18 protein-coding genes and 1 pseudogene are annotated in these 22,107 nt (G+C 69.0%); 7 read left to right on the top strand and 12 right to left on the bottom strand.

Translation table 11 applies throughout. The features are described 5' to 3' along the window. Window positions 1-69: 69 nt before the first annotated feature. The 4 genes from ACX28W_RS16695 to ACX28W_RS16680 form a co-directional block, all read right to left on the bottom strand. Window positions 70-798 (bottom strand): DsbA family oxidoreductase, encoded by a 729-nt coding sequence (locus tag ACX28W_RS16695; RefSeq protein ID WP_458999743.1) that lies wholly within the window; start codon window positions 796-798, stop codon window positions 70-72. 105 nt (window positions 799-903) lie between these two features. Further along, window positions 904-1,410 carry a GNAT family N-acetyltransferase gene (locus ACX28W_RS16690; RefSeq protein WP_458999742.1) on the bottom strand — a complete coding sequence of 169 codons (507 nt, stop codon included), beginning with the start codon at window positions 1,408-1,410 and terminating at the stop codon, window positions 904-906. Window positions 1,411-1,667: 257 nt separating this feature from the next. Continuing rightward, window positions 1,668-2,276 (bottom strand): DUF1349 domain-containing protein, encoded by a 609-nt coding sequence (locus ACX28W_RS16685; protein ID WP_458999741.1) that lies wholly within the window; start codon window positions 2,274-2,276, stop codon window positions 1,668-1,670. Between the two features lie 42 nt (window positions 2,277-2,318). Beyond that, window positions 2,319-3,848 carry an aldehyde dehydrogenase (NADP(+)) gene (locus tag ACX28W_RS16680; RefSeq protein ID WP_458999740.1) on the bottom strand — a complete coding sequence of 510 codons (1,530 nt, stop codon included), beginning with the start codon at window positions 3,846-3,848 and terminating at the stop codon, window positions 2,319-2,321. A gap of 131 nt (window positions 3,849-3,979) precedes the next feature. Between ACX28W_RS16680 and ACX28W_RS16675 the strand changes: the two genes are divergently transcribed. Next, window positions 3,980-4,753 (top strand): IclR family transcriptional regulator, encoded by a 774-nt coding sequence (locus tag ACX28W_RS16675; protein WP_362075753.1) that lies wholly within the window; start codon window positions 3,980-3,982, stop codon window positions 4,751-4,753. Between the two features lie 88 nt (window positions 4,754-4,841). Next, window positions 4,842-6,293, top strand: a complete 1,452-nt coding sequence (locus ACX28W_RS16670; protein ID WP_458999739.1) for a peptidoglycan D,D-transpeptidase FtsI family protein — start codon at window positions 4,842-4,844, stop codon at window positions 6,291-6,293. Window positions 6,294-6,553: 260 nt separating this feature from the next. Here ACX28W_RS16670 and ACX28W_RS16665 read toward each other — a convergent pair whose 3' ends face one another. Continuing rightward, window positions 6,554-8,002 (bottom strand): NCS2 family permease, encoded by a 1,449-nt coding sequence (locus ACX28W_RS16665; RefSeq protein WP_458999738.1) that lies wholly within the window; start codon window positions 8,000-8,002, stop codon window positions 6,554-6,556. A gap of 260 nt (window positions 8,003-8,262) precedes the next feature. Here ACX28W_RS16665 and ACX28W_RS16660 point away from each other — a divergent pair, with 260 nt between their 5' ends. The 4 genes and pseudogenes from ACX28W_RS16660 to ACX28W_RS16645 all read left to right on the top strand — a co-directional run. Then, entirely contained in the window at window positions 8,263-8,829 is a 567-nt protein-coding gene (locus tag ACX28W_RS16660; protein WP_458999737.1) for a SigE family RNA polymerase sigma factor, read from the top strand. Further along, the gene (locus ACX28W_RS16655) at window positions 8,826-9,695 is read left to right on the top strand and encodes a hypothetical protein (RefSeq protein ID WP_458999736.1); all 870 of its coding nucleotides are present in this window, start codon (window positions 8,826-8,828) and stop codon (window positions 9,693-9,695) included. Before ACX28W_RS16660 ends, ACX28W_RS16655 begins: the two co-directional genes overlap by 4 nt. A 102-nt stretch (window positions 9,696-9,797) precedes the next feature. Continuing rightward, window positions 9,798-10,628 carry a pectate lyase gene (locus tag ACX28W_RS16650; RefSeq protein ID WP_458999734.1) on the top strand — a complete coding sequence of 277 codons (831 nt, stop codon included), beginning with the start codon at window positions 9,798-9,800 and terminating at the stop codon, window positions 10,626-10,628. Between the two features lie 11 nt (window positions 10,629-10,639). Beyond that, window positions 10,640-10,890, top strand: a pseudogene (locus tag ACX28W_RS16645) (rhamnogalacturonan lyase B N-terminal domain-containing protein); the annotation flags it as partial. A 224-nt stretch (window positions 10,891-11,114) separates the two neighbouring features. On the opposite strand, the gene ACX28W_RS16640 reads toward ACX28W_RS16645, so the two are convergent. Continuing rightward, window positions 11,115-12,272, bottom strand: a complete 1,158-nt coding sequence (locus tag ACX28W_RS16640; RefSeq protein ID WP_458999733.1) for a right-handed parallel beta-helix repeat-containing protein — start codon at window positions 12,270-12,272, stop codon at window positions 11,115-11,117. A gap of 245 nt (window positions 12,273-12,517) precedes the next feature. On the opposite strand from ACX28W_RS16640, the gene ACX28W_RS16635 reads away from it, so the two are divergent. After that, window positions 12,518-14,731: a family 43 glycosylhydrolase gene (locus ACX28W_RS16635; protein WP_458999732.1), complete on the top strand. Its 2,214-nt coding sequence runs from the start codon at window positions 12,518-12,520 to the stop codon at window positions 14,729-14,731. 7 nt (window positions 14,732-14,738) lie between these two features. On the opposite strand, the gene ACX28W_RS16630 is transcribed toward ACX28W_RS16635, so the two are convergent. From ACX28W_RS16630 to ACX28W_RS16605, 6 genes are all read right to left on the bottom strand, one after another. Continuing rightward, entirely contained in the window at window positions 14,739-15,851 is a 1,113-nt protein-coding gene (locus ACX28W_RS16630; protein WP_458999731.1) for a right-handed parallel beta-helix repeat-containing protein, read from the bottom strand. Between the two features lie 42 nt (window positions 15,852-15,893). Next, window positions 15,894-16,919 (bottom strand): pectinesterase family protein, encoded by a 1,026-nt coding sequence (locus tag ACX28W_RS16625; RefSeq protein ID WP_458999730.1) that lies wholly within the window; start codon window positions 16,917-16,919, stop codon window positions 15,894-15,896. A gap of 1 nt (window position 16,920) precedes the next feature. After that, window positions 16,921-18,036: a pectinesterase family protein gene (locus ACX28W_RS16620; protein WP_458999729.1), complete on the bottom strand. Its 1,116-nt coding sequence runs from the start codon at window positions 18,034-18,036 to the stop codon at window positions 16,921-16,923. 330 nt (window positions 18,037-18,366) lie between these two features. After that, window positions 18,367-19,686 carry a pectate lyase family protein gene (locus tag ACX28W_RS16615; RefSeq protein ID WP_458999728.1) on the bottom strand — a complete coding sequence of 440 codons (1,320 nt, stop codon included), beginning with the start codon at window positions 19,684-19,686 and terminating at the stop codon, window positions 18,367-18,369. Between the two features lie 53 nt (window positions 19,687-19,739). After that, window positions 19,740-20,543, bottom strand: a complete 804-nt coding sequence (locus ACX28W_RS16610) for a rhamnogalacturonan acetylesterase (RefSeq protein ID WP_458999727.1) — start codon at window positions 20,541-20,543, stop codon at window positions 19,740-19,742. A gap of 149 nt (window positions 20,544-20,692) precedes the next feature. Further along, window positions 20,693-22,051: an ABC transporter substrate-binding protein gene (locus ACX28W_RS16605; protein ID WP_458999726.1), complete on the bottom strand. Its 1,359-nt coding sequence runs from the start codon at window positions 22,049-22,051 to the stop codon at window positions 20,693-20,695. Window positions 22,052-22,107 lie beyond the last annotated feature (56 nt).

Genomic DNA, 22,107 nt, shown 5'->3' with positions numbered 1-22,107 from the left:
CCTCGTCCATTGCGGAATTCTGCCCGGTTCCGCTAAGGAACGCTTATACATCCGCCCCGACCTGGGCTTTCACCGCTGCGGTACGGCACATCCGTCCGGGCCGCAGACCTCCGCGTTCGCGCCGTCGGCGGAAGTGTCCTGGATCAGCTTCAGCGGCGGGCGCTCGCCCCACGCCTGCGTCAGCGCCTGCGCGAAGACCTCGGCGGGCTGGGCGCCGGAGACGCCGTACTTGCGGTCGAGGACGAAGAACGGCACGCCGTTCGCGCCCAGCTCCGCGGCCTCGCGCTCGTCGGCGCGCACCTCGTCGGCGTACGCCTTCGGGTCGGCGAGTACCGCGCGGACCGCGTCCGCGTCGAGTCCGGCGGCGACGGCCAGCTCCACGAGCCGCTCGTCGTCACCGAAGACGGTCCGCTCCTCGGCGAAGTTCGCCCGGTACAGCAGGCCGATCAGCTCGTCCTGCCTGCCGTGTTCCTTGGCGAGGTGAAGGAGGCGGTGCATGTCGAAGGTGTTGCCGTGGTCGCGGCCGTGGGTGCGGTACTCCAGGCCCTCGGCGGCGGCCTGCGTGCGCAGGTTCTCCTGGGCGGCCTGCGCCTGCGCCTCGCTCATGCCGTACTTCTTGGTCAGCATCGTGATCACGGGCTGGATGTCGCTCTTGGCCCGGCCCGGGTCGAGCTCGAAGGAACGATGCACCACCTCGACCTCGTCGCGGTGCGGGAAGGCGTCGAGCGCCTTCTCGAAACGGGCCTTGCCCACGTAACACCAGGGGCAGGCGATGTCGCTCCAGATCTCGACGCGCATGTGTTCGGCTCTCTCCAGGTCGTACGGGTAACGGGCAGGGCTACGGAGACGCCCTCCACGAGTCGTCCATACGTGAACGTTCAAGCTGCGGGGTTCATTCCCCGCTCATTCCCCGGCGACGGTGTAGCTGAAGCGGAGGTGGTGATCACCCTCCGCCGGCGGGTGCTCCGGGTCCGGGATCCAGCCCTGGCGGGCGTAGAAGGCCTGGGCGCGCTCGTTGTCGGCATGCACGTCGAGCGTGGCCGTGCGCTTTCCGTCGGCCCGCCATTGCTCCACGCAGGCCGCGTGCAGCGCGGTGCCGATGCCGTCGCGCCAGCGGTCGGGGGCGACATGGAACTGGAACAGCTTCACGGTGTCGGCGGGGGCGCCCTCGGCCGTACGGAAGGAGGCGATGCCCACGAGGCGGGCGTCGCGTACCGCGCACAGGACGTGGGTGTCCGGGTGCTCGATGCTGCTGCGCCAGCGTGCGAGCCAGTCGAAGCCGTCGTTCGGTGGGCCGTCCGGGTAGTAGGTGGCGCGGGCTCGGTGATGCAGCTCGGTGATGGCTGCGGCTTCGCTGGGCAGGGCGGTTCTGATCACGAGGGAGGTGAGGGGGCGGTGCGTTCTGATCATGCGGGGGAGGACGTGGTGGGGGCGGCCCGTGGTTCCGGTGGTGGTTTTCGCCCCCGCCGCCCCTACCCGTCCCGTCCCTGGGGGCTGCCGCCCCCAGACCCCCGCTTCGGCCTGCACGGCCTCGTCCTCAAACTCCCCCAAGCTCTCGGCTTCGCTCGAGCAGGGGGGACCCCCATGACGGGCTGAGATACCTGGCGGGGGTCTGGGGGCGGAGCCCCCAGGAACGGATGGGACGGGTAGGGGCGGCGGGGGCGAGATCAGCTGCCGTCCCTCAAGTCCTTCGGCCAGTTGGGGCGGAACTCGATTCCGTCGTACGTGACCACGCAGCCCTCCCCCAACGGCGACTGCGTCATGAAGCCGACGAGCGCGTCGGAGGTCTCCTTCTCGTCCCCCAGGGTGAAGAGGCGGATGAAGGTCCACTTCTCGCCGTCGCGGGAGGCGTGGAAGGCGAAGGCGCGGCCGGTCCGGCTGATCCGCAGCCAGACGGAACTGCCCTCCACCGTGAAGGAGTTCGCGTCGTCGGAGTGCCCCCGGGTGACCACCGTGCAGACGGTGGGCACATCCGGGGAGTACTCCAGGCAGAGCTTCGCCCAGGCCCGCTCCCCCACGTGGACGTAGAGGACACCCGCGTCGAAGGAGCCCGCGAAGCCGACCGTGACGCGGGCGATCAGCTGGAAGTCGCCCTCCGGCGCACCGAGGAGGCGCGGTGCGTCGGTGGCCGGGTCCAGGGCCTCACCGGTGGGCGGCACGAAGCGGTCCTGGCGAGGACCCGCCCAACCGGTGAGGATCCCGTCCTCGTAGGACCAGTGCCCGTCGGGCCCGTACGTGCGGAGGGGGAAAGGGAGTTCGGGGAGTTCGACATCCATTGAGTGAGTCTCTCAGGTCCAGTGCCGCGCCCTTGACGACCGCTACCGCTCCAGGCGGCCGTCGTACCGGCGGGGCAGTCCCAGCGGGTTGTCGTCCCGCAGCTCCGGCGGAAGAAGCGCCTCGGGGGCACCCTGATACGCCACCGGCCGCAGCCACCGCTCGATCGCCGTCCCGCCGACGGAGGTCGACGTGGACGTGGTCGCCGGGTACGGCCCGCCGTGGTGCTGGGCCGGGGCGACGGCGACACCCGTCGGCCAGCCGTTGACCAGGACGCGCCCGGCGAGCGGCGTCAGCTCGGCGAGGATCTCGGCGCCGCGCCCCTCGCCCGCCGCCTCCTCGGTGGAGAGCTGGACGGTCGCGGTGAGGTTGCCGGGGAGGCGGGAGAGGACCGCGCTGGCCTCGGACTCGTCCTCGTAGCGGGCGACCACGGTGAGCGGACCGAAGCACTCCTCCAGGAGCAGGTCGTGCTCACCGGAGGCCGCGAGCTTCTGCGCGGGGACCGTCAGGAAGCCCGGGCTCACTGCGTGCTCGCCGCCCGAGCCCGGGGTCACCGGCGCCTCCACCTCGGGGAGTTCGGCCCGCTCGGCGACCCCGGCGATGAAGTTGTCGCGCATGCGGTGGTCCAGGAGCACGCCCGCGTCGGTGTTGCTGACGGCATCCGTGAGGGACTTGAGCAGGCGGTCGCCCGCCGCGCCCGCGGGTGCCAGTACCAGGCCCGGCTTCACACAGAACTGGCCGACGCCCAGCGTCATCGAGCCCGCGAGCCCGGCGCCGATCGCCTCGGCCCGCTCGGCCGCCGCGGCCTCGGTGATGACGACCGGGTTGAGCGAGCCGAGTTCGCCGTGGAACGGGATCGGCACGGGGCGCGCGGCCGCCGCGTCGAAGAGCGCCCGTCCGCCGCGGACCGAGCCGGTGAACCCGGCCGCCGAGATCAGCGGGTGCTTGACCAGCTCGACGCCCGCCTCGAAGCCGTGCACGAGGCCGACGACACCCGCCGGGATGTCGTGCTGGGCAGCGGCCCGGCGCAGTACGGCCGCGACCAGCTCGGAGAGCGCCGGGTGGTCGGGGTGCGCCTTGACCACGACCGGGCACCCGGCCGCCAGCGCGCTCGCGGTGTCGCCGCCCGGGACCGAGAAGGCGAAGGGGAAGTTCGAGGCGGAGTAGACGGCGACGACGCCCAGCGGCACCTTGTAGCGGCGCAGGTCCGGGATCGGCGGGGTCGCCGTGTCGTCGGGGTGGTTGATCACGACGTCGAGGAACGCGCCCTCGTCGACGATGCCCGCGAAGGCGCGCAATTGGTAGCAGGTGCGGGCGAGTTCGCCGGTGAGCCGGACCGGGCCGAGCGCGGTCTCCGCGTCGGCGGCCTCGACGAGCTGTTCCTTGGCCCCTTCGAGCAGGTCCGCGGCGGTGCGCAGGAAGGCCGCACGCACGGTGCGGTCGGCGAGGGCGTCCCGGGCGGCGTACGCGGCGCGGACGGCCTCGTCCACTTCCTGGGCCGTGGCCTCCACCGCAACCTGCTCGCGCTGCTTCCCGTTTCGGGGGTCGACACTCCAGACTGGTGCTGCTGACACCGCGGGTCCCTCCAGATGTAATGCCGCAGATCTTGTGTCACTCACCAGCGCGTTCGATATGCTGAACACTGTCTCTGATGGTGAATATGCTGTTGGAGACTATTTCCCGTCGAACGAAGGGGTCAAGGGCGATGTCGGCAGCCGAGACAGGCGGCGGGGCGCAGGTCAAGTCCGCGGTGCGGACCGTGGAATTGCTCGAGTACTTCGCCGGCCGGCCCGGAATGCACTCCCTGGCCGCGGTCCAGGAAGCCGTCGGCTATCCGAAGTCCAGCCTCTATATGTTGCTGCGCACCCTCGTGGAGCTCGGCTGGGTCGAGACGGACGCGACGGGCACGCGGTACGGCATCGGCGTACGGGCCCTGCTCGTCGGCACCTCGTACATCGACGGCGACGAGGTGGTCGCCGCGGCCCGGCCCACCCTGGACCGGCTGTCGGACGACACGACGGAGACCATCCACCTCGCCCGTCTGGACGGCACGAACGTCGTCTACCTCGCCACCCGCCAGTCCCAGCACTACCTGCGCCCCTTCACCAGGGTGGGCCGCCGTCTTCCCGCCCATTCGACCTCGCTCGGCAAGGCGCTGCTCGCCACGCACACCGACGAGCAGGTCCGCAAGATGCTGCCGGAGACGCTCCCCGCCCTCACCGAGCACACGATCACCGACCGGGAGAAGCTCATCGAGGAGCTGCACCAGGTGCGGGAGCAGGGCTTCGCCGTGGACCGTGAGGAGAACACGCTGGGGCTGCGCTGCTTCGGCGTCGCGATCCCCTACCGCACCCCCGCCCGTGACGCGATCAGCTGCTCGGTCCCGGTGGCCCGGCTGACGCCCGCGCACGAGCAGATGGTCAAGGACGCCCTCTTCGACGCCCGCGACCGGCTGACGCTCGCGACCCGGCGACTCTGACCGGCCGTACGCAGGGCTCATGAAGGGCGCATGAGAAATCCGGGGGCAGGGAACGATTCGCCCCGCCGCGCTCGTCCCCCTGAATGGGATGAACAAGACGATCAGGCGTGCCGCCGTCTTCACTCTGCTGCTCGTGCTCTCCCTGTTGATCAGGGCGACGTGGGTGCAGTTCTACAACGGCCAGGCACTCGCGGACGACAAGGACAACCGGCGGAACGCGATCGAGCAGTACGCGAACCCGCTCGGGAACATCATCGTGGCCGGCGAGGCGATCACCGGTTCCGCGCAGACGACGGGGAGCGACCTCAAGTACAAGCGCACGTACACCGACGGCAGTCTGTACGCGGCCGTCACGGGCTACAGCTCACAGGTGTTCGGGGCGACCCAGCTGGAGGGCATCTACCAGGACCTGCTCGACGGCACGGACAACCAGCTGAAGGACCCCCTCGACACGGTCACGGGCAAGCGTGCCGCCGCGGGTGACGTGGTCACGACGATCGACCCGGATGTGCAGAAGGCGGCGTACGAAGCGCTCGGCGACAAGAAGGGCGCGGCCGTCGCGATCGACCCGACCACGGGCAGGATCCTCGGGGTCGTCTCCACGCCGTCGTACGACCCCTCGCGGCTCAGCACCGGCGACAGCGCCGCCTGGAAGAAGCTGACCAAGGACTCGGACAAGCCGATGACGAACCGGGCGCTGCGCCAGCCGCTGCCGCCGGGGTCGACGTTCAAGCTGGTCGTCGCGGCGGCCGCGCTGGAGAACGGGCTGTACTCGGACGTGGATGCGGAGACGGACAGCCCGAACCCGTACACCCTGCCGAACACGACCACCGTCCTGAGGAACGAGAGCTCGACCGCGCCCTGCGAGGACGCCTCGATCCGCGTAGCGCTGCAGTACTCGTGCAACAACGTCTTCGCGAAGATGGCCGTCGACCTGGGCCAGGACAAGGTTCGGGCGATGGCGGAGAAGTTCGGCTTCAACGACAAGACGCAGGACGTGCCGGTGCGGGCGTACGCGAGCGTGTACCCCTCGGACATGGACGCCTCGCAGACGGGTCTGTCCGGTATCGGCCAGTTCGACGTGACGGCGACCCCGCTGCAGATGGCCATGGTGTCGGCGGCCATCGCCAACGGCGGCAAGCTCGTCTCGCCGCACATGGTGTCGCAGACCAGTGACTCCGACGGCAATGTGGTGCAGGACTACGACGACAGCACGGAGACGAAGGAGATCGTCAGCTCCTCGACCGCCGAGCAGTTGCAGTCCGCGATGGAGACGGTCGTCACGGACGGCACCGGGACGAACGCGCAGATCGCCGGCGCGACCGTCGGCGGCAAGACGGGTACGGCCCAGCACGGCGAGAACAACAGCAAGACGCCGTACGCCTGGTTCACGTCGTACGCGAAGTCCGACTCGAACGGCAAGGAGGTCGCCGTCGCGGTGATGGTCGAGCAGTCGGACGCGGCCCGGTCGGAGGTCAGCGGCAACGGGTTGGCTGCGCCGGTGGCCAAGGCGATGATGCGGGCGGCGCTGAAGGACTGAGCGGTGCGGGACTGAGCGGTGCGGGTTGTCGGTCGGCTGCGGGTTGCCTGTGGCTGGTCGCGCAGTTCCCCGCGCCCCTGAAAAACGCGCAGTTCCCCGCGCCCCCAAAGACGCGCAGCTCTCCGCGCCCCTAAGCGCGCGCAGTTCCCCGCGTCCCTATCGGGCGCTCGGGCGCCGTAAGGGGCGCGGGGCTGTGACATATGCGGCTCCGCCGCGTGGGCGCGCTCAGCCGCGGTCAACCCGCGGCCGGCTGCTACTCACTACACATCGAGCAGCTGCTGCAACGGATCGATCGCGAAGTACACCAGGAACAGCGCCGAGGCCCCCCACAGCAGCCAGTGGATCTCCTTCGCCTTCCCCAGCACCGTCTTGATCAGGACGTAGGCCAGGAACCCCGCCCCGATGCCGTTGGTGATCGAGTACGTGAACGGCATCACGGCGATCGTCAGGAACGCCGGGATGGCGATCTCGTACTTGTCCCAGTCGATGTGCTTGACCTGGGTCATCATCAGGAAGCCGACCGCGACGAGGGCCGGGGCGGCGGCCTGCAGCGGGACGATCGTGAGCAGCGGGGTCAGGAAGAGCGCGAGGGCGAAGAGGCCGCCCGTGACCAGGTTCGAGAAGCCCGTACGGGAGCCCTCGCCGACGCCCGCCGCCGACTCGATGTACGAGGTGGAGGACGAGGCCGAGGCCGCGCCGCCGGCCACCGCCGCCGCGCCGTCGATGAGCAGCACGCGGCCGAGGTGGGGGACCTTGCCCTCCTCGTCCAGCAGCCCCGCCTCGGCGCTGATGCCGACGACCGTGCCCATGGTGTCGAAGAAGTCCGACAGGATCAGCGTGAAGATCAGCAGGACGACCGTGATCGCGCCGGCCTCGCCGAACGCGCCGAACAGACTGAAGTGACCGAGCAGTCCGAAGTCCGGCGAGGCCACGAGGTCGTCGGGGATCTTCGGCGTGGTCAGGCCCCAGCTCTTGATGTCGGCGATGGAGTTGATGACGATCGCCACGATCGTCATGATCACGATGCTGATCAGGATCGCGCCCTTGACCTTGCGCGCGAGCAGCCCGATGGTCAGCAGCACGCCGAGACAGAAGACGAGCACCGGCCAGCCCGCCAGCGCTCCCGTTCCACCGAGTTGTACCGGTACGGTCGTGTTCGCGATGTCCGGGATGCGGGTGACGAACCCGGCGTCGACGAAGCCGATGAAGGCGATGAACAGGCCGATGCCGACGCTGATCGCCTGCTTCAGCGGCTGCGGTATCGCGTGCATCACCGCTTCCCGCAGGCCCGTCACCACCAACACGCAGATGAGCAGGCCCTCCAGGACGATCAGGCCCATCGCGTCGTCCCAGCTCATCAGCGGGGCGATCTGGAAGGCCACGACCGCGTTGAGGCCGAGGCCCGCGGCGAGGGCGAGCGGGAGGTTGCCGCCGACGCCCATGATGATCGTCATGACCGCGGCCACCAGGGCGGTGGCGGTGGTCAGTTGGACGGCGTCGAGCTGCTGGCCGAACTTGTCCTTGGCGCTGCCGAGAATGATGGGATTCAGGACAAGGATGTAGGCCATCGTGAAGAACGTGGCGAATCCGCCGCGTATCTCCCGGCCGAAGGTGGAGCCCCGTTCGGAGATCTTGAAGAACCGGTCGACGCTGTTCACCGCTGGTGGTGCGGCACTTGGCCGGTCGGCCACCTTCTGGGTTTCGGACATGGCGATACTCCTCGTAACCTGCGTGCAGGGGTGTGCGGATGCTGGCTGGATTGTTCCCGCGTTGAACCGCGTGCAGGTTTTCCCCGTGTTACGGAATCGAGTTCGGCCTGCCATACGTCGTTCGAAGGCCTGTACGGAACGCTGGTACGCTCTCGCATCGCGCCCCACCGGAACACCATTTCTTCACAGGTGACGCATGGGGCCGTATACGCACACATCCGCACCGGTTGCTCAAGAGCCGCAGCAAGGAGAGGTAGCCCGTGGGCACTGTCGTCGACGACGCAGCCTCCGTGGAGTTCCACGCCTTCTTCGAGCGGCACTACGCCGAACTCTCGCGTCTGGCCCACCTGTTGACGGGCGAGGCGGACGCCGCCGACGATCTGGCGGCCGACGCGCTGCTCGCCTTGTGGCACCGCTGGGACCGGGTGCGCGCAGCCGACCACCCGGTGGCGTACGCCCGTGGGGTCGTCGCCAACTTGGCCAAAACCCGGATCCGCAGCGCGGTGCGCGAGCGCCGGCGGATCACGCTGTTCTGGTCGCAGCGCGAGGACAAGATCGAGAACCCCGACATACCGGGCAAGGTCGATGTTCAGGAAGCGCTGCGCAGACTGCCGTTCCGTAAGCGTGCGTGTGTCGTGCTGCGGCATGCTTTCGATCTCTCGGAGAAGGACACGGCTCTCGCCCTCGGTGTGTCCGTGGGTACGGTTAAGTCTCAGACGTCGAAGGGCATGGCCGAACTGAAGCGGCTCCTCGGCACCGAAGAGGCCCCGATGCGGGTGCACGCAGAAGTGCTGCCCACGGGTGGAGCCGGAGGAAGGGACCGATGAGGAAGGCGCAGGACGTGCACGACGAGCTGCGCGCCAGGCTGCACGAGGCGGCCGAGGCGCACGAGCCCGACCGCGCGCGCATCCTGGCCCGGGTCGAGCGCGGGATGTCCGGCGCCACCGAGCGTCGCCCCCGACGTGCGGCGCGTCCGCCGATGCTCGGCTGGGCGCGGGTCGTGGGCGCCACGGCCGCGGTCGCGGGTGTCCTCGCGGTGGGCGGCTACGCGGTCGCCTCGGCGGTCAAGGAGGACCAGCGGCCGCAGCAGACGGTCACGGTGCCGCCGACCCCGCTCGACTCGCCGGACGCGACGAGCCGTGCGCCCGTCCAGCCGCAGCCGACCCGCCCAACGGGTGGGTCGAAGTCGCCGTCCGGGAAGCCGAGTTCGTCCCCCTCGAACACCCCGAATGCCCCCAGTTCCGCGCCCGCCGCACCCCCCCAGGCACCTGCCTCGGGCCATCAGGACGGCTCGCTGTGGTCCGACGGCTCGATCGATCCGCACAGCAACGACTTCTGGGCGCAGTCCAATGTGACCCTCAGGAACACCGAGCAAGTCACCTCGCTCACCGTCGAGTTGAAGATCAAGCAGACCGGTGGGGTCAGCGACACGGGTGCCTGGCGCTCGGCGCCCGAGAGCGACTTCACGACGACGGTCGTCGAGCGGGACGGCTTCCTCGTCTACACCTGGGTGCTCAAGGACGGCCGCACCCTCGCGGCCGGCGAGTGGGTGTTCGCGGGCCAGTACGACCACACGCGCGGCGGCCGGGACGCCAAGGACGACAGCTACTCGGCGAACGCGAGGACGGCGGACGAGCAGCCGAGCGTGGCGGGCAACTTCGCGACCGACACCAGCGACGACGGCGATTCGTAACCACCGGTCACCTCTGTAAAAAATCTTCGGACGCGGCAACCCTTTCCTCACCTGCGGCAACCAACAGACGCACACGTCTCCTCCACGCAAGGAAACCGCGTCATGACTGCACGAGTTGAACAGCGCGTCCGACACCGCCGCCGGGTCACCAAGCGGCGTGCCGTGATCGGCGGCGTCACCGCCCTCGGCCTCACCGGAGCGGCGCTGGTCACCACGTCGATGCTGACCACGGCGGGCGCGAGCTCCGTCTGGCCCACGGCCAAGGGCAGCAAGGCCGTCTCGAAGACGATCTCGGTGTCGGGCACGTACGACGGCAAGCTGACGAAGTTCTACGGCAGCGGCGACCTCGGCACCTCCGGCCAGGACGAGAGCCAGGACCCGGTCTTCGAGCTCGCCGACGGCGCCACCCTCAAGAACGTCATCATCGGAACCCCCGCCGCCGACGGCGTCCACTGCCTGGGCAGTTGCACGCTGCAGAACGTGTGGTGGCTGGACGTCGGCGAGGACGCGGCCAGCTTCAAGGGCAAGTCGTCGTCGGCCGTGTACACGGTCTACGGCGGCGGCGCCAAGGGAGCCGACGACAAGGTGCTCCAGTTCAACGGCGCGGGCAAGCTCGTCGTCAGCAAGTTCCAGGTCGAGAACTCCGGCAAGCTGGTGCGCTCGTGCGGCAACTGCAAGACGCAGTACAAGCGCACGATCATCATCAACGACGTGGATGTGACCGCGCCGATGAAGGCGATCGTCGGCGTCAACGCCAACTACGGCGACACGGCCGCGCTGCGCAACGTCCGCATCCACGGGGACACCAAGAAGAAGATCAAGACGTGCGTCAGCTTCCAGGGCAACAACACCGGTAAGGAGCCGACCGAACTCAGCACCGGCCCGGACGGCAAGACCTGCAAGTTCACGACGTCCGACATCAGCTACGAGTGACGGCGGGCCCAGTCAACGACGGCGTCCTCGTCTGCTTCAAGCTGACCGCGGCGCAGGCCGCCGCCGCGCACACCCTGCGCGTCGGGGTGACGGACGCGTTCGCGGAAACAACCGCACGTTCACTTTCCACGTCCCTACCAGTGCGTGGAAGACGGACGTGAGTCAGTACAACGTGCTGAAGCTCAACATCGTCAGTGGTTCGACCGGCTCGGCCTACCTCAGCCCGGGCACGTCGTTCGACTGCATGGACCTGCTGGCCTGAGCCCCCCTCGGCCGGCAGAGAAACGCCCCGCCGGTGACGACCGGCGGGGCGTTGCGCTCTTTTTTAGGGCTCGGTTCGCCTCCGGGGCGCGGCGAGTGAGCCGAAGGGGCGCGCCGGTGTCGAGGGGTCGAACGCGCGGAGGCCCGAAGGGTCGAGCACGATCGGCCCCTCGACACCGGCACAAGCGCCCCGGAGGCGAACCGAGCCCTATAAAGGGGAGGGCGTCAGTTCATCGTCGAACCGATGGTCGTCGAGCCCGTCGTCAGGAACGTCGTCGCCGGCAGTGAACCGCTCGACGAGCGGACCCCGTACGCCGTCGTCGCGTCCGTCGACTTGAAGGACGGAGTCGAGACGCCGCTGTCCCAGTTGTTGGCCGCGGAGACGGTGGCCGAGCCGAGCTTGTCCAGGCCGCCCTTGTTGCTCACGGCGAGGTTCCGCGCGAGGCGCGCCTTGCCGGTGGCGAAGTAGAAGCCGGCCTCGGCGTTGGCGTACGCGGTGTTGCGGTTGAGCACGATGGCACCGGGGTTGGAGTTCTCGGTGAAGCCGTTGAGGGTGTTGTCCCAGGCCGCGTTGTTGTTGACGACGTGCGCGACCGTGACGCCTCCGCCGCCGAGTTTGTAGCCGTTGCCGTTGCCCTCGAAGGCGCTGTCGTTCCAGCGGTTCTTGCCGTTGCCGTAGGACCAGGAGTGCTCGATGGTCACGGGCGAGGAGAACTGCCAGAGGTCGAGGCCGTCGTCCGAGTTGTTGTACAGGCGGGCGCCGGTGATCTTGTTGCCGGTGCCGGAGCCGAACTTGACGGCGATGCCGTCGGCGTTCTGGCCGTGGCCCGCGGCGTCGTAGTTGCCGTAACTGTCCAGGTTCTGCACGAGGTTGTTCGTCGTGCCGTCGCCGCGCAGGGTGAAGCCGGAGTCGCCGTTGTTCGCGGTGACCAGGTTCTTGAAGACGCCGCCGACGGACGAGGTGACGACGAAGCCCTGGGCCGGAGAGTTCTGCCAGGTGATGTTCTGGACGGTCCAGTAGTCGCCGTAGATCCCGGCCAGCCAGGAGCCGGCGGCCAGCTTGGAGCCGTCGATCTTCACCTTCTCGCTGCCGTATGCGGCGAGCGTGATCCGGGCCGCGCTCGTGCCGTTCGCCGTGGACTTGAGGGTGGCCGTCGGGTAGTACGTGCCGCCGCGCACCTGGATGGTCGTACCGGCGGCGGCGCCCGCCACGGCCGTCTGGAGCTGGGCGGTGGTGGAGACGGTCACCGTGGTGGAGGCGGCCTGCGCCGATCCGTTGTCCGAGAGGCCGAGAAAGACGCCACCCGCCCCCGCGGCGACGGCCACCGCGGCGGCGATCGAAAGCGTGCGGGTCCTGCGGTGGCGTCCGATGCTCTGACGCACGGGGCGTTCCTTTCCTAGGCAAATGGGGTGCTGCTGCAGCGAAGCGGGCCGGAGGGGCCGCCCCGGCCCGCTTCTGCTTCCTGGTCGCCGCCTCGGACGGAAAGGTTGCCGAGGCCCGCACGAAAACGATCGAAATTTTCGATCGCCCGCACCCCGCCCGCAGCAATTGACGCACGGTCCCCCATTGACAACACTCCGGAGGCAGTTCATCCCACAGAATCCACCAGACTCCCACAGGATGTGTCATGCGACCCCGCACCGCCCGCACGCTCCTGATCCCCCTGGTCCCCCTCCTCGCCCTGCTGCTGGGCCTGCTCGCGGCGCCGCCCAGCCCCGCACACTCCGGAGCACCACCCGTGAACAAGCAGAAGTACGCCGGCTATCTCTTCGCCTACTTCACCGGCGAGGGCACCGCCGACGGCGAGCAGATCCGCTACGCCCTCAGCCGCGGCAACGACGCGCTGCACTGGCGTGAGCTGAACGCCGGGCAGCCGGTGCTCACCTCCACCATCGGCGAGAAGGGGCTGCGCGACCCGTTCGTGATCCGCTCCCCCGAAGGAGACAAGTTCTATCTGATCGCCACCGACCTGAAGATGTACCAGAGCTCCAGTGGCAGCTGGGACCACGTCCAGCGGCACGGCAGCAAGTCGATCATGATCTGGGAGTCCACCGACCTGGTCAACTGGACCGACCAGCGCCTGGTGAAGGTCGCTCCCGACACGGCGGGCAACACCTGGGCGCCCGAGGCGTACTGGGACGACACGCTCGGTGAGTACGTCGTCTTCTGGGCCTCCAAGCTCTACGCCGACGACGACCCGGACCACACCGGATCGACGTACAACAAGATGCTGTACGCCACCACGAAGGACTTCCGCACCTTCAGCGAGCCGAAGGTCTGGGACGACCCGGGCTACTCGGTGATCGACTCGACGGTCATCAAGAACAAGGGCAGCTACTACCGCTACACCAAGGACGAACGCGACCCCAGCTCGTCCAGCCCCTGCTCTAAGTTCATCACCGGGGAGAAGTCGACCAGTCTCACCGACACGTCGTACGACTTCGTCTCCGACTGCATCGGCAGCGGCTCGATCGACCGCGGTGAGGGCCCGACGGTCTTCAAGTCCAACACCGAGAACAAGTGGTACCTGTTCATCGACGAGTACGGCGGCCGCGGTTACGTCCCCTTCGAGACGACCGACCTCGACTCCGGCGAGTGGACGATGTCGACCGACTACCAACTGCCGGCCAGCCCGCGGCACGGCACCGTGATGCCGGTGACGCAGGCGGAGTACGACCGCTTGCTCGCCGCGTACCCGGTGAGCGGAACGTCGGTCGTGGACGCGACGGCGAAGGGACAGAAGGGGTACGCGGTCGTCACCGAGTCCGCGTCGAAGGTCGTCCTGCCGATGAAGCCGGACGCGGACCTCAAGCGCCTCGCCCCCGCCCTGGCGGTCGGTGCGGGCGCGACCATCAGCCCGGCCTCGGGCACCCGCCGGGACTTCCGCCGACCGCAGACGTACACGGTGACGGCGGCCGACGGAACCACCCGCACCTGGACGGTCGAGGCGGTGCCCACCCGTAGCCCGGTCCTCCCCGGGCTCAACGCGGACCCCGACATCCAGTACCTCGACGGCCGCTACTGGATCTACCCCACGACGGACGGCTACCCGGGCTGGAGCGGGACGAGCTTCAAGGCGTACTCGTCGAAGGACCTGGTCCACTGGAAGGACCACGGTGTGATCCTGGACCTGGGCCCCGATGTGTCCTGGGCGGACAAGAACGCCTGGGCCCCGGCGATCGCCACCCGGGGCGGCAAGTACTACTTCTACTTCTGCGCCGAGCAGCAGATCGGCGTGGCGGTGGCCGACTCCCCGGCCGGTCCCTTCACGGACGCGCTGGGCGAATCCCTGGTCAGCAAAGGCCAGTTCACGGGCCAGATGATCGACCCGGCGGTCTTCACGGACGACGACGGCCAGTCGTATCTCTACTGGGGCAACGGACGCGGATACGTCGTCCCGCTGAACGACGACATGGTGTCGTTCGACGCGACGAAGGTGAAGGACATCACCCAGGCGGACTTCCGCGAGGGATCCTTCGTGGTCAAGCGGCAGGGCACGTACTACTTCATGTGGTCCGAGGACGACACCCGCAGCGAGAACTACCACGTCGCGTACGCCACGGGACCGTCCCCGCTCGGCCCGTGGACCAAGCGGGGCACGATCCTGTCCAAGCGCCCGGAGTACGGCATCAAGGGCACCGGCCACCACTCCGTGGTGAACGTCCCCGGCACCGACGACTGGTACATCGTCTACCACCGGTTCGCCCTGAACGGCCCCGGAACGGCGGGCGGCGACGGCACCCACCGCGAGACGACCATCGACCGGATGGAGTTCGCGGCCGACGGCTCGATTCTGCCGGTGGTGCCGACGCTGGGGTCGATCAGGCCCGTGCGGGGATAACCTCCGATCAGTTCATCGTGGCGCCGATGGTGCTGCTGCCCGTGGTCAGGAAGGTGGTCACGGGCAGTGCGCCGTTGGACTGGCGGGCGTTGTACGTCGTCGCGGCGTCGGTCGAGACGAAGGACGGGGTGGCAATGCCGGAGTCCCAATTGTTGCCCGCCGAGATGACCGAGGAGCCCTTGCTGACCAGGGCACTGCCGTTGGACACGGCCAGGTTCTTGCCGAGCCGGGCCGCGCCCGTGGCGAAGTAGTAGCCGTACTTGCCGTTGGCGTACGCGGTGGTGCGGTTGATGACGATGGCGCCGGTGTTGCTGTTCTCGGTGAAGCCGTTGCCGGCGTTGTCCCAGGCGGCGGAGTTGTTGACGACGTGCGCGACCACCTCGCCGTCGCCGCCCAGCTTGTAGCCGTTGCCGTCGCCCGCGAAGGCCGAGTCGGACCAGCGGTTCTTGCCGTTGCCGAAGGCCCAGGTGTGCTCGATGGTGACGGGGGACGAGAAGGACCAGAAGTCCAGGCCGTCGTCCGCGTTGTTGTAGAGGCGCGCGCCGGTGATCAGGTTGCCGGTGCCGGAGCCGAACTTCACGGCCACGCCGTCCGCGTTCTCGCCATGAGTGGCGGCGTCGTAGTGGCCGTACGAGTCGATGTTCCTGACCGTGTTGTTGACGGTGCCGTCGCCGGTGAGCGTGAAGCCGGAGTCGCCGCCGTTGATGGTCTTGATGTTGTTCCAGTTCGTGCCGGTGCAGGACTGGCAGACGACGGCGCTGTCCGGGGAGTTCTGGAAGGTGAGGTGGGAGACGTTCCAGTAGTCGGCGGTCAGCTTGAAGATCCAGTCGCCGGCCGGGAGCGACGAGCCGTCGATCTTCACCGTCTCCGAGCCGTACGGCTGGAGGGTGACCGGGCTCGACGAGGTGCCGTTGGCCGTCGACTGGAGCGTGGCCGTCGGGTAGTACGTGCCGCCGCGCACTTGGATGACGGTGCCTGCGGTGGCGTTCCTTAAGGCGCTGGTGAGGTCGGCCGAGGTGCTGACGACGACCGTGGCGGCCTGGGCCTGGGTGGGGAGTGCGGCGAGGCCGGCGCCCAGCGCCAGGGCGGCGCCGAGGGTGAGAGCGGTACGACGAGTCATGGAGTGCGGTCCTTTCGTCGACGGGGAGCTACGGGGGTGGCTTCACGGACACCAGTCGCCGAGGTACGTGGCACGGGTGTGCGACTCGGCCTCCGGGTCCGTGAGTTGGGGACGGTTCTCCGGCACGGTGATCTCCGCGCCGGGGCCCGAGTTGCGGTACTCGCGAAAGCGCATGGTCTGCCAGGGATAGGCCTCCCGCATGTTGATGTACGGCGTCACCGCGTCGATGCCGGGGCCCAGCTCCGTCTCCCGTACGACCAGGGACGGCCAGGCCGTCGTTTCGTACGACGGCACCCACGGCCGCGCGATCTTGTACGCCCCGTTCTCGGCGCCGGAGGTGACCCGGCTCCGGACGGCCAGGAAGCCGTACGGATTCATGCGGGCCGTGGCCGGCGCGAAGACCATCCCCTCGGGCTTGAAGGTGACGTCCCGGTCGAGGGTGTGGAAGTGGCAGCGTTCGAAGACGGCCGTGGCCCGGCCGAAGACGAAGTCGACGTCGCCCTCGATGTAGCAGTCGCGGTAGTACTGGCGGTCGAAGGCCGTGAGCGCCGTCGTGTCCGCGAACAGGGTGTCCTGGTGCGCCAGCAGCCGTACCCGCGAGAAGTGCGAGCGGTCTCCGGTGACGTACGCCGCCACCGCCTGCGTCCCCGTGATCTCCGGGTGGTCCGCGCGCAGCCAGTCGTTGGCGAGCGTCAGCCCGTGGACGGTCAGCCCGGGCGCCGCCGAGGTGAAGGTGGCGGAGCCCGCGGTGCCGTACGTCCCGGAACCGTCCGGCTTCTGCGTGCCGTTGGCACGGTCGTGGACGATGACCGCGTCACGCGGGTCGCGGGTGGCGCCGCGCAGGGTCAAGTCTTCCAAGTCCGCCGGGATGGTGACGACTTCGCGGTACGTGCCCGGGTGCACGACGATCGTCCGGCCCGGGCCGGTCACCGCGTCCACGGCCGCCTGCACGGAGTCGCCGGGGCGGACGTGCGTCACCCGGCGTCCGCCGGCGAAGGCAGGCGTCGCACCGAGAGCCGTCAGTGCGACGCCCGCCGCCCCTGCCGTGAGAAAGGCGCGTCGGCGCATCTCAGCACCCCTTCCACGGAGTCCAGTCCCCGAGGTGGGCCTCGCGGGTGGCCGACCGGGCGTCGGCGTCGGTGAGTTGGGGCCTGTTTTCCGCGACGCTGATCGCCGCTCCCGGTCCGGTGTTGCGGTACTCGGCGAAGCGCTGGGCCTGCCACGGGTAGCTGTCCGACATGTTGGTGTAGGGCGCCACCGCGTCGATCCCTGCGGCGAGGCGGGTGTCGCGGACGGTGAGCATCGGACCGGCGGTGAGGTCCGAGCTGGGCACCCAGGGGCGGGCCAGTTTGTAGTACGCGTCCGGGGCCTCGCTGCTGATCCGGCCGCGGGTGACCAGGTAGCCGCGCGGATTGGCGCCGGCGGTGGACGGCGCGAAGACGAAGCCGTACGGGGCCCCGGCCAGGTCGGTGCGGTTCAGGGTACGGAAGTGGCAGCGCTCGTACACGGCCGTGGCCCGGCCGAAGACGAAGTCCACGTCGCCCTCGACATAGCAGTCGCGGTAGTACTGGCGGGCGAACGTGCCGAGCGCCATCGAGTCGGCGTACAGCGTGTCCTGGTGACCGAGGAACCGGCACTGCACGAAGGCCGAACGGTCGCCCTGGACCTTGATGGCGACGGCCTGGGTGCCGGTGATCTCGGGGTGGTCGGCGCGCAGGAAGTCGTTGGCGAAGGTGATCCAGCGAGCGGTGAAGCCGTCGGCCTGCACGGTCGTGGTGGCCGATCCGGTGGTGCCGTAGGTGCCGCCGCCGGGTTTCGGGGTGCCGTTGGCGTTGTCGTACACGATGACGACGTCACCCGGGTTCTCGGAGGCGCCGATCCAGGTCATCTCGGTGCGGGCGCCGCTGACGGCGACCGTCTCGCGATACGTCCCCGGGGCGATGACCAGCGTGTATCCACTGCCGCTCGCCGCGGTCACGGCGGCCTGGACGGTGGTGTGGTCGCCGAGGCCGTCGGGATGGACGTACAGGCTCTGCTCGTTGAAGCGGGCCGAGGGCGAACCGTAGCGCCCGAAGGGCCTGCGCGCGCCGGCGTGGGCGGGGACGGAGAGCCCGAGCGCAAGGGCGGCTCCCGCGCTCGCGACCAGGAAAGTTCTGCGGTTGGGCGTGGTGGTGCGGGAGAGCATGGCGATACTCCTTCGCTGTGCGGCGGCTCAAGAGCCTCGGGGCTCTGCGGGGCTGGGGGGCTAGGGGGCTTCTGATGGATCTCCGTGGGAGAAGGAGCGGCGTTCGGTGCGTGCTCTCGGCGTGCCGGGCGGAAGCCCTCGTAGCGGAGCTACTAGGGCTTTTGTCCGGTGCGGCGAGAGGGCGTGCCGGGCGTCGCGACGCCGCGGAGATCCATCAGAAGCCCCCTAGGGGCCGGAGCGGCGTGCCCGTGGGTGACGGGCGGGTGCGGAGCCGCTCCGGCCTGACCAGGAAGCGGGCCGGAGGTGGGTCAGAGGCAGGCCGGAGGCGGGTCAGCAGATCTTTCCGGCGCCGGCGCCGCGATCGACGATCCGCGGCACGGCCTTCGGCGAGTCGACCTTCGTCCGCAGGGTCGGCGTCCATCCGGCCCCGGACTGCAGCGTCTCCGCGGGAATGCCCGCGTTGTGGACGGCGATCAGGTCCGTCGGCGCCCCGTTGACGTAGTTGTCGGCGGCGGTGACCGGCGCTTCGTTCCACTTCTTCAGGACCTTCGCGGCGCTGATCCCGTCAGGCAGCGTGAACGCGTTGTGCTCGGCGACGAGTTGGGACTCCTTGCCGATGCCGAAGCTGTAGGCGTAGGTGTCGTCGGCCACGAAGTGGTTGTTGTAGGAGTCGACCTGGCCGAAGCGGACCCGGGGTGCGCGCTCGACGAGGCCCGAGAACAGGTTGTGGTGGAAGGTGACCTTCAGGTGTCCCCGGTCGCCCACGGCCGTCGACTCGCTGTCGCTGTTGCCGATCAGGATCGTCTTGTCGTGCTCGGTGAAGACGTTCCAGGAGGCGGTGACGTAGTCGGCGCCCCGGACGATGTCCAGCTCGCCGTCGTGCTGCTGGTAGAGCATGCCGAAGTAGGTCGGCGCCGCGCTGTCGGGGTGGGTGCCGTCGGTGAACGTGTTGTGGTCCAGCCAGACATGGGTGGAGCCATAGACGACGGCGGTGTCGTACTCGGAGTTCCAGTTGCCGGTGGAGCCGTCGGTGGGGTCCCACTGGGGGAAGCAGTCCACGGGGCTCTCGAAGGTGAGATTGCGGACGATGACGTTGTCGACGCGGGTGATCTGGAGGCTGGCGCCCTTGAACCCGGCGTTCTTGCCGACGCCGATGATGGTGGTGTTGGCGGGGACGTTCGCCTTGATGGACGTGGACTGGTTGGCGGCGGAGACCCGGCGCAGCCCCTCGGGGCTGTCGTCCGGCTCGGCGCTGAGGTCCGTGTCCAGGCCCCAGCTCTCCGGGGAGTACTTGGCCAGGTAGGCGTCGAAGTCGTAGCCGGGCGCCGCCAGGGAGTCGCAGCCCTCGGCGACCGCGTCGATCGTGCCCTTTACCTTGATGATCTTCGGCGCGGTGCCGCCGTCCTCCAACGCGGCCTTGAACTCGGCCCAGGTGGTGACGGTGTAGACGTGCGCGGCGTCGGCGGCCGCACCGCCGGTGGTGCCCGTGCCGTCGGAGGCCCAGCCGTCACCGGCGGCGAGCGTCTGACGGCCGGGGTCGCGGGGCTGTGCCTGAGCGGTGGTACCGGTGACGGCGAGCACGAGCGCGGTGCACCCGATCAGCACCCCCACCTTTTTTATGGCATGCGCATGCCATCTTTGTGTGTCCACTGTGCGGCTCTCCTTCTGCGGAAGCGGGGAAGTGCGGAAGTGCGGAACGGGGGTTACGCGGTGGCGTCCGGCCAGGTGATCCAGGACTCCGGGACCTCCTCGTCGAGCCGGCGCACATCCCGGGGCGCGAGCACCCTCCGGTGCAGCAGCTCGGCCACGACGAGCCGGGCCACGGCGATCGCACCCGGCGGATTGAAGTGCGTGTTGTCCTGCTCGGTCGCCGTCCAGTTGAAGTACGTCTTGGTCTCCTCGACGCCGAGCTTCTGCCACAGCGCGAGCGACAGGGCCTGGATGTCGAGCAGCGCGACGAGCTCGTCCTCGGCCAGGGCGCGCATCGCCGCCGGGTAGTCGCCGTGGGTCGGCAAAGCGTTGCCGACCACGTCGAACTTCCTGCGCTCCACGGCGGTGGCCAGCACCGGCCGCGCGCCCCGGGCCCGCGCCCCGTCGACGTACTGCCGCAGATGGTCCTGGTACGTCGTCCAGGGCTCGGTGTAGCGCGTCGGGTCGGCGGACTTCTCGTCGTTGTGGGCGAACTGGATGAGGAGGAAGTCACCGGGCCGGATCACCTCGAAGATGACGTCGAGGTGCCCCTCGTCGATGAAGCTCTTCGAACTGCGGCCGTTCAGCGCGTGGTTGGAGACCTTCAGGTCCCCCCGGAAGAAGTACGGGAGCGCCATGCCCCAGCCCGTCTCGGGCGCGGCGTCGGCGTACTTCTGGGCGGCGGTGGAGTCACCGGCGATGTAGAGGGTGCGGTGCTTTCCGGGGGCGGGCGCCGCGAACGCGGGAGCCGACGCGGCGACAGCGAGCGGGACGGCGGCAAGCGCCGCCGAGGTGACCTGTCTGCGGGTTAATGACACGACGGTGTGCCTTTCACAAGAGGGGATGGTCCCCCGCGCCCCGTTTTTTAGGGGCGCGGGGCTCTCACATATGCGGCTCCGCCGCGTGGGCGCGACCAGCCACAGCAGGCCCGCAGCCGAATCACAGCCCAACCCCGGACCTACTGCTGCTACTGCTGCTGCTTCCACTCCTCCTGCGCCGTGTTGAGCTGCTCGGCCATCGTGTCCAGGAAGTCCTTCGCGCTCATGTCGCCGAGCAGGACCTTCTGGAAGTTCGGCTCGTTGTCGGTCTTGGAGAGGGTGTTCCAGTCCGGCAGGTAGTACGGCAGCTGGACGATCGTGGTGGAGCCGTCGTTGAGGGCCTCGGCCGCGAGCTTGGTCGGCTCGGCCTTGGTGATCCAGTCGTCCTTGGCGGCCTCGGTGTTGGCCGGGATCTGGCCCGCCGACTCGTTGAACTTGGAGCTCTCCTCGTGCGAGGACGCGAACTCGATGAACTTCCAGGCGGCCTCCTTGTTCTTGGAGCTCTTGAACAGGCCGAGGCCGTCGACCGGGTTGGACACCTGCACGCGCTTGCCGCCGGGGCCGGTGGGCTGCGGAATGCCGCGGAACTTCTCCGGGCCCAGCGCCTTCACGTGGTCCTGGTAGGAGCCCAGGTTGTGGTTGAGCATGCCGATGGTGCCGGAGTCCCACTGGGCGACCATCTTGGTGAAGTCGTTGTTGAGGTCGGCGGACGGAGTGGTCTTCTTGAAGAGGGCCGCGTACTTCTCCAGCGCCGCCACGTTCTTCGGGTCGTTGAGCGTGGTCTTCTCACCGCTCGCGTCCCAGAAGGACGTGATGCCGGACTGCCCGTACGCCGCGTCCAGCGCCTGCGCGATGGAGCCGGCGCCGCCGCGGATCGTGTAGCCGAACTTGTTGTCCCCCGCGTCGGTGAGCTTGTCGGCGGCCTCGTAGAACGCGTCCCAGGTCGTCGGCGCCTCAAGGCCCGCCGCCTCGAACAGGTCGGTGCGGTAGTAGAGGACACCGTTGTTGGCGGAGGTCGGGACCGAGTACATGTGCTCCTCGGAGCCACCGGCCGACTTCACCGACTCGATCATGCTCTCGTTGAGCTTGCCGTTCAGGGAGGACTTGGCGAGGCGGTCCTCCAGCGGCTCCAGCGCGTCCTGGGCGGCGATTCCGGCGAGCATCGCCGCGCCGACGCCGCCGACGTCCGGCAGCCCGCCGCCCTGGATGGACGTGTCGTACTTGGACTGCACCTCGGTGGAGGCGACCCCTACGTACTTCACGTCGATGTCCGGGTTCGCCTTCTCGAAGTCGGCGATGACCTCCTTCCAGATGTCGGTGCGCACACCGCCGTTGTTGTCCCAGAAGACGATCTCTCCCTTGCCGCTGCCCTCGTCGCCCGCGTCACCGCCCGCGCCGCTGCCGTCGTCACCGCAGGCGGTGGCGGTCAGCGCGAGCGCGGCACTCAGGGCGACGGCGACCGGTATGCGGCGCCCGCCTGTGCTGCTCCTGCGAATGCTGATCTTCATTGGTCGGCTCTCTTCTTCTGGATCCAACGAGGTGGTGAAGTTGTGGGGGTCTGTGG

This window comes from Streptomyces sp. SD15, from assembly GCF_054462255.1.
This window is presented reverse-complemented; position numbering and strand designations above follow the sequence as displayed.

Coding starts and splice junctions, on each gene's coding strand:
- ACX28W_RS16690 (WP_458999742.1), bottom strand. CDS start 1,410: ATGATCAGAACGCACCGCCCCCTCACCTCCCTCGTGATCAGAACCGCC.
- ACX28W_RS16620 (WP_458999729.1), bottom strand. CDS start 18,036: ATGCTCTCCCGCACCACCACGCCCAACCGCAGAACTTTCCTGGTCGCG.
- ACX28W_RS16670 (WP_458999739.1), top strand. CDS start 4,842: ATGAACAAGACGATCAGGCGTGCCGCCGTCTTCACTCTGCTGCTCGTG.
- ACX28W_RS16625 (WP_458999730.1), bottom strand. CDS start 16,919: ATGCGCCGACGCGCCTTTCTCACGGCAGGGGCGGCGGGCGTCGCACTG.
- ACX28W_RS16685 (WP_458999741.1), bottom strand. CDS start 2,276: ATGGATGTCGAACTCCCCGAACTCCCTTTCCCCCTCCGCACGTACGGG.
- ACX28W_RS16605 (WP_458999726.1), bottom strand. CDS start 22,051: ATGAAGATCAGCATTCGCAGGAGCAGCACAGGCGGGCGCCGCATACCG.
- ACX28W_RS16675 (WP_362075753.1), top strand. CDS start 3,980: ATGTCGGCAGCCGAGACAGGCGGCGGGGCGCAGGTCAAGTCCGCGGTG.
- ACX28W_RS16695 (WP_458999743.1), bottom strand. CDS start 798: ATGCGCGTCGAGATCTGGAGCGACATCGCCTGCCCCTGGTGTTACGTG.
- ACX28W_RS16635 (WP_458999732.1), top strand. CDS start 12,518: ATGCGACCCCGCACCGCCCGCACGCTCCTGATCCCCCTGGTCCCCCTC.
- ACX28W_RS16655 (WP_458999736.1), top strand. CDS start 8,826: ATGAGGAAGGCGCAGGACGTGCACGACGAGCTGCGCGCCAGGCTGCAC.
- ACX28W_RS16630 (WP_458999731.1), bottom strand. CDS start 15,851: ATGACTCGTCGTACCGCTCTCACCCTCGGCGCCGCCCTGGCGCTGGGC.
- ACX28W_RS16650 (WP_458999734.1), top strand. CDS start 9,798: ATGACTGCACGAGTTGAACAGCGCGTCCGACACCGCCGCCGGGTCACC.
- ACX28W_RS16665 (WP_458999738.1), bottom strand. CDS start 8,002: ATGTCCGAAACCCAGAAGGTGGCCGACCGGCCAAGTGCCGCACCACCA.